Source organism: Isoptericola sp. NPDC056618 (genome assembly GCF_042792715.1).
GTDB lineage: Bacteria > Actinomycetota > Actinomycetes > Actinomycetales > Cellulomonadaceae > Isoptericola > Isoptericola nanjingensis.
Map to the genome: position 1 here is coordinate 105,500 of NZ_JBHTVZ010000001.1, position 6,877 is coordinate 112,376.

General features: G+C 76.7%; 5 protein-coding genes. 3 read left to right on the top strand and 2 right to left on the bottom strand.

Annotation, left to right across the window (positions count from 1 at the left end; genetic code table 11):
• Positions 1 to 17: 17 nt before the first annotated feature.
• Both rlmC and ACFQ8T_RS00465 read left to right on the top strand, forming a co-directional pair.
• Positions 18 to 1,283, top strand: coding sequence for a 23S rRNA (uracil(747)-C(5))-methyltransferase RlmC (gene rlmC / locus ACFQ8T_RS00460; RefSeq protein WP_430544607.1), 1,266 nt, complete (start codon positions 18 to 20; stop codon positions 1,281 to 1,283).
• A gap of 131 nt (positions 1,284 to 1,414) precedes the next feature.
• Positions 1,415 to 3,046 carry a M20/M25/M40 family metallo-hydrolase gene (locus ACFQ8T_RS00465; RefSeq protein WP_430544608.1) on the top strand — a complete coding sequence of 544 codons (1,632 nt, stop codon included), beginning with the start codon at positions 1,415 to 1,417 and terminating at the stop codon, positions 3,044 to 3,046.
• A gap of 72 nt (positions 3,047 to 3,118) precedes the next feature.
• Here the strand turns inward: ACFQ8T_RS00465 and ACFQ8T_RS00470 are convergent, their stop codons facing one another.
• Together ACFQ8T_RS00470 and ACFQ8T_RS00475 are read right to left on the bottom strand one after the other, a co-directional pair.
• Complete coding sequence (locus ACFQ8T_RS00470) at positions 3,119 to 4,582, bottom strand: zf-HC2 domain-containing protein (RefSeq protein WP_430544609.1); 1,464 nt, start codon at positions 4,580 to 4,582, stop codon at positions 3,119 to 3,121.
• 191 nt (positions 4,583 to 4,773) lie between these two features.
• Positions 4,774 to 5,997, bottom strand: a complete 1,224-nt coding sequence (locus tag ACFQ8T_RS00475) for a hypothetical protein (RefSeq protein WP_430544610.1) — start codon at positions 5,995 to 5,997, stop codon at positions 4,774 to 4,776.
• Positions 5,998 to 6,156: 159 nt separating this feature from the next.
• On the opposite strand from ACFQ8T_RS00475, the gene ACFQ8T_RS00480 reads away from it, so the two are divergent.
• Positions 6,157 to 6,798, top strand: coding sequence for an HAD family hydrolase (locus tag ACFQ8T_RS00480; protein ID WP_430544611.1), 642 nt, complete (start codon positions 6,157 to 6,159; stop codon positions 6,796 to 6,798).
• Positions 6,799 to 6,877: the final 79 nt, after the last annotated feature.

Genomic DNA, 6,877 nt, shown 5'->3' on the forward strand with positions numbered 1-6,877 from the left:
CCGGCGACAATAGACCCGTGCAGTGCCCCCACTTCGACGCCGGCCGCTGCCACTCGTGCACCCTCCTCGCGACGCCGTACCCCACGCAGGTGGACGAGAAGGTGGCGCACGTGCGCGCGCTGCTCGGCTCCGCCGTCCCTGAGGCCCGCATCGACTGGCTCCCCGCCGTCACCGGCCCGGAGTCCGGGTTCCGCAACAAGGCGAAGATGGTGGTCAGCGGCACCGTCGAGGAGCCGGTGCTCGGCATCCTCGGGTCGGCGGCGGGCCCGTTCGCCGGCCAGGGGATCGACCTCACCGACTGCGGCCTGTACCCGCCCGCGCTGCAGGAGTCGTTCCCCGTCCTGGCCGCGCTGATCACGCGGGCGCGGCTGCAGCCCTACGACGCGACCTCGCCGTCGCGCGGGGCACGCCGCCGCGAGCCGCCGCGCGAGTCCGCGTGGCGGGGCGAGCTCAAGCACGTGCTCGTGACCCTCTCCCCGGACGGCGAGCTCATGGTGCGGTTCGTGCTGCGCAGCCAGGAGCCCGTGGCGCGCCTGCGCAAGCACCTGCCGTGGCTGCTCGACGAGCTGCCGCAGGTCGCCGTGGTGAGCGTCAACGTGCAGCCGGTGCACGCCGCCGTCCTCGAGGGCGACCTGGAGATCGTGCTCACCGAGCGGCACGCGCTGCCGATGCGCGTCGGCGCGGACGGCATCACGCTGCACCTGCGCCCGCAGAGCTTCTTCCAGACCAACACCGCCGTCGCCACCGCCCTGTACGCGCAGGCCCGGGCGTGGGTGGACGAGGTGGCGCCCGCGTCCCTGTGGGACCTCTACTGCGGCGTCGGCGGCTTCGCGCTGCACTGCGCCGCCCCCGGGCGCGCCGTCACCGGGATCGAGATCTCCGCGGAGGCCGTGACGAGCGCGGGCGCCACCCGCGACGGGCTCGCCGCGCTGCCCGCGGACGCCGTCGTCGCCGGGCACGACGCGGCGTGGTGGGCCGACGCCGTGGCCGGCGTCCGCTTCGCCGCCGGCGACGCCACCGAGCTCGTGCCCGGGTCCCCGCGCGACGGCGTCGCCCCCGAGCTGGTGGTCGTCAACCCCCCGCGGCGCGGCATCGGCGCCGACCTGTCCCGCCGGCTCGAGGAGTCCGCCGTCGGGCACGTGCTCTACTCCAGCTGCAACGCCGTCACGCTCGCCGAGGACCTCGCGCGGATGCCCTCGCTGCGTCCGACCCGCGCGCGCCTGCTCGACATGTTCCCGCAGACCAGCCACTACGAGGTGCTCGTCCTGCTCGAGCGCGGCTGAGGGACGTCGCGCCCCAGGGGTTTCCTGCAGCGCCTCCCGGGCCTACGCTCGCGCCAACCGCACCCCGCAGCGTCGCGCCGTGCGTCGTGAGCCCGACCCGGGCGCGCGGGGTCACCACCAGGAGGTCGACCGTGAGAACAAGGACGTTCAGCACGGCCGTCGCGACCGCAGCCCTCGGCGGGCTCGTCGTCGCGGCGTCCCTCACCCCCACGGCGACGGCGGCACCCGCCGTCGCCACCGGCCGGCACGGCACCCACGTGCCGGGCCCCGACCTGTCGAAGAAGGTCACCGGCGAGCGTGTCTTCCGGCACCTCGTGGCGTTCCAGGAGATCGCCGACGACAACGACGGCAACCGCGCCGCCGGCACCCCCGGCTACGAGGCGTCTGCCCGGTACGTCGAGAAGACCCTGCGCAAGGCCGGGTACCAGCCGGAGCGGCAGTACTTCGAGTTCGACACCTTCGACGTGCTCGACCTGTCCGTCACCGTCCCCGGCGTCGAGTTCGACCCCGTGCCGATGACGTACTCGACGTCCACGCCCGACGACGGCGTCACCGCGGCCGCGGTGCAGCCCGCGATCGCCGACGGCTGCCCGGCCAGCGACGACCCCGAGGCACCCCACGACGACTCGTGGGCCGGCGTGGACGCCACCGGCAAGATCGCCGTGGTGCAGCGCGGGGCGTGCGCGTTCGCCGCGAAGGCGCTCGCGGCCGGTGAGGCCGGCGCCGCCGGGCTCATCATCTACAACAACACCGACGGTGCCCTCAACGGGACGCTGGGCGAGCGCAACGACGGCTACGCGCCGACCGTGGGCGTCACGCAGGCGGAGGGCGCGGCCATCGTCGCGGCGATCGAGGCCGACCCCGCGCTCCAGGTCTCGTTCGACCTCCAGGCCGTGATCGGCACCGCCGAGACGTTCAACGTCATCGCGGAGACGAAGCGCGGGCGGCACGACAACGTGGTCATGCTGGGCGCGCACCTCGACAGCGTGCCGGAGGGCCCGGGCATCAACGACAACGGCACCGGCTCGGCGGCGATCCTGGAGACCGCCGTCCAGCTCAACAAGAAGAGCGCCAAGCTCAACAACGCCGTGCGGTTCGCGTGGTGGGGCGCCGAGGAGCTCGGGCTGGTCGGGTCGGCGCACTACGTCGACGACCTCGTGACGAACGACCCCGAGGCCCTCGACGACATCGCGACCTACCTCAACTTCGACATGGTCGGCTCGCCGAACTACACGATCGGCGTGTACGACGCGAACGAGTCGACGTTCCCCGCCCCGGTCGAGGTACCCGAGGGCTCCGTCGCGACCGAGGCCGTGTTCACGGACTACTTCGACGGGATCGACCAGGCGTGGGTGGACTCGGAGTTCTCCGGCCGCTCCGACTACGACGCGTTCATCAGCAACGGCATCCCGGCCTCCGGCCTGTTCACCGGCGCGGACGCGATCAAGACGGAGGAGGAGGCCGCGATCTTCGGCGGCGTCGCCGGCGAGGCCCTCGACCAGAACTACCACTCCGCGGGCGACGACCTGTCGAACGTGAGCCTCGAGGCGCTGGACATCATGTCCCGCGCGATCGGGCACGCCGCGCAGCAGCTGGCGTGGAGCACCGAGGCCGTCAACGGCGTCGAGCCCGGTCGGCCGGGCCACGGCCACGGCCACGGCCACGGCCACGGTCATGGCCACGGTCATGGCCACGGGAACGGTCATGGCCACGGCCACGGCGGGGGTCACCACCGCGGGGCGCACGGCTTCGCCACGCGCTGACCTCAGCCGACCTGCACCGCACGCCGGTCGAGCCCGTCGGGATCCGGTCCCGGCGGGCTCGACCTGCGTCGGTCAGCAGGACCAGATCCACGCCGGCCAGTTGTAGGTGCGCTTGACGGTCACGCCGGGGTCGACCCCCGGAGGCGCCTCCACCGTGACCGTCAGCTCGCCGACGTCGTTGCGCCACGACGCCACGTACCAGCCGCCGTCGCACTGCTTGGCCCGGAGCCAGCGGCGGTCCTCGGCGACCTTGACGACGGTCGCGTCCGGGTCGGTCGTCGTGACCGCGTCGACGCCGCGCAGACCGGACGTGGTGACCGTGACCGTCGTCCGCACGGGGGTCGGCGTCGGGGTGGGCGTGGGCGTCGGGGTGGGAGTGGGGGCCGTCGGCGTCGAGGTCGGCGTGGAGGGCGACGGGCTGGGCGACGTCGTCGGCGAGGGGCCGGCGGAGCCGGACGGCGCCGGGGACGGCGTCGGCTCGGTCTCCGGGCCGCTGGGCTGCGGCGACGACGGCGGCGTGCCCGGCTGGGTGCCCGGTGGCGTGGCCGGAGGCGGCGTGGTCGGCGTGGTGCCGGGCGTCGTCGGCTCGGTCGTCGGGGCCGTCGTCGGGCCGTCGGTCGCCGGTGGTGCCGAGGGGTCCTCGGACGGAGCCGGCTCGGCGGAGGTGGACGCGCTCGGCTCGGGCCCGGGCAGGGCGTCGGGCGAGGCCGTGTCGCCGGGCCCCGGGGCGGGCGCCGCTGCCGACGACGTCGGACCGGGCACGGGCGGAGCCGCCGCAGGCCCGCCGGCCCCGCCGCTCAGGGCCACCGCGACGGCCGCGACCGCGACCCCCGCCACGGTGCCCGCGCCGATCATCCCGGCCTTGCCGAGCTGGCCCAGCCGCAGCGCGAGCGCCCGCACCCACTCCCAGGCCGCGAGCAGCGCGGCCCCGACCGGCCCGGACCACGCGACCGCCCCGGCGCCGGTCGTGCCGGCGCCGAGCGCGCCGACGACCACGGGGGCGCCCGCGACAGCCCCGGCGGCCGTGCCCGCGAGCAGCAGGGGGGCGGCGTCGCGCACCGCCCAGCCGGCCTCACGCACGTCGACGAAGGCACGCATGCAGCCCTGGCAGCCGAAGAGGTGCGCCTCGAGCACGGTGCGGCGCGGGGGCGACAGCCGGTGCCGCACGTAGGAGTGCAGCGACTGCCGCGTGTCGAGGCAGCCGGGCGGGCACGCACGGGCGTGGGCCGCGGCGAACGCGGCGCCGAGCCGCTCCTCGGCCTGGCGCAGGCGGCGCAGCACCGCGCGGGCGTGCATGCCCAGCTCGGTGGCGATCGCCGAGACCTCGCGGCCGACGACGTGCCTGTCCCACAGCAGCCGCTGGTCGTCGTGGGGCAGCGTCGCGAGCACCGTGCGGAGCACCGCGGGGTCGACCGTGCCGGCGGCCCCGGGGGCGTCGTCGCGCCCGTCCGCCGCGGCCGCGGCGCGCATCTTCCGGATGGCGTCGTCGACGGCGCCCCGGCGCGCGGGCGCGTCGCCGTCGTGGATCGCGGTCACGCGACGCCCCCGTCCTGCCGATGCTCGTGGGTGCCCGTCGTCGCGGGCCGTCCAGGGCGCGCGGCACGGGCGCGCCGGGGGACATGATCGCAGCGGCCTACGGGGCGATGGCAAATCCCCTGCCCCGAGGGGTGCGCGGCGTGGTGACGCCCGCCGGGGCCGCGGAATGGTCCGCGAACCGGCACTTCTGGCTACTCCGTGGGCGGGTCGGTCTCGTCCGTGGGCTCCGGATCGGGGGTCGCGGTCGGCGTGGTCGGCGGGGTCGCGGAGTCCGTCGGGGTCGGCGTCGGCGCGGGCTCCTCCGTGGGCTCCTGCGCGGGCTCCGACGGTTCCGTGTCGGAGGGCTCGGGGTCGGGGTCGCCGGTCGACGTGCCGGGGTCGTGCGTCGACGGATCCGACGTGGACGACCCGGACGACCCTGTCGACGGGGAGCTCGACGACGAGGTCGGCTCGTCGTCGCGCCCGGCCGACGACGTGGGCGACGTGGACGGGTCGGACGTCCGGGCGTCGTCGTCCGACGACACGGTCGGGGAGGGCTCGCCCGACGGCGTCGCCGACGGGTCCACGGACGGCGTCGGCCCCGCGCTCGGGCCGTCGTCGCGGGAGGCCGGCGACGGGGTCGCCCCGGGCGACGTCGCGCCGGCGGGCACGGTCCCCACGAGGGTCGCCCCCGGAGACGAGCCGGTCTCCGGGGCCGCGGGCGCCGCGTCGCCGCTGCCGAGCGCGATCGCGACGGCCGCCACGGCGACGCACGCGACCGTGCCCGCGACGATCAGCCAGCTCTGTCGGCGCGCGGGCCGCGGGGCGGCGCCCGCCACAGTGCCGGACGCCGTGTCGGACGTCGCGTCGGACGAGGTCTCCGCGGCCGCCACGACCGCGACCGCGACCGCGGGAGGGTGCCACCCGCCCGCAAGCAGCCGCGGCCCGGCGTCCCGCAGCGCCCAGGCGGGCTCACGCACGTCGACGAACGCCCGCAGGCAGGCGGCGCAGTCCAGGAGGTGGTCCTCGACCCCGGTCTCCTGCCCGGCCGCGAGCCGGCCCTGGACGAGGTCGAGGAGAGCACGCCGCGTCCCGGCGCAGCCCGGCGGGCAGCCCGGCGCGTGCGCGTCGGCGAGCGCGGTCGCGAGGGCCTGCTCCGCCTGCGGGAGGAGGCGGGCCGCCGCGCGGGGGTGCGTGCCGAGCGCGGCGGCGACGGCCGACGGCCCCTGCCGCTGCACGTGCGTGGCCCACAGCAGGCGCCGGTCGTCGGGCGAGAGGGTCGCGAGGGCGGTGCGCAGCACCTCGGGGTCGGCGGTCCCGGCCGCGCCGGGCGCTCCCCCGCGCCCGGCGGCCGCGGCGGCGACCCGCATCCGCCGGATCGCGTCGTCGACATAGCCCGCGCGCGCCGGCGCGTCGTCACCGCCGGTCTCGGTCACGGTGCCCCCGTCTCTGGGTCTCGAGCGGCGCGCCGACGGCGCGCTCGCGGGGCTCATGATGGCAGCGCACCCCAGGGTCCCGGCAAGCCCCCGTCCAGGCAGGTCTCAGGGGGCGGGACGACGGTGACGCCCGCGCGGAGGTGGAGCAGGCTCGGGGACGTGAAGGAGTACGTGCTCTTCGACCACGACGGCGTCCTGGTGGACACCGAGCCCTGGTACTACCGGGCCGGGGAGCGGGCCCTCGCGGACGTCGGGTTCACGCAGGACCGGGACCGGTACCTGCGCGACATGCACCACGGCCAGGCCACCTGGGCCCAGGCGCGGGCCGCCGGGATCGACGAGGCGACCATCGACCGCCAGCGGGCGGTCCGCGACCGCTACTACCAGGAGTACCTGCGCACGGAGGCCATCGAGATCGACGGCGTCCTCGACGTCCTGGCGGCGCTGGCGCCGCACGTCCGCATGGCGATCGTGACGACGTCACGTCGCGTGGACTTCGACCTCATCCACGAGGGCCGCGACATCCTGCCGTTCATGGACGTCGTGCTCGTGCGCGAGGACTACGTGCACGCCAAGCCGCACCCGGAGCCGTACCTGACCGCCCTGCGGGCCCTCGGGGCCGCGCCGGAGGAGGCGGTGGTCGTCGAGGACTCGTCGCGGGGCCTCGCCGCCGCGGTCGCGGCGGGCATCGACTGCGCCGTCGTCCACCACGACTTCACGGCCTCGCAGGACTTCTCGACCGCCAGCCACCGGATCCGCACCCTCGCGGAGCTCCCGGCCCTCGTGCGCGACGGCGCGTGACCGGCGCCGGGCGGGGGGGGCCCCCCGGGGGGGGGGGGCCCGCCCGGGGGGGGGGGGGGGCGCCCGGGGGGGCCCCGGG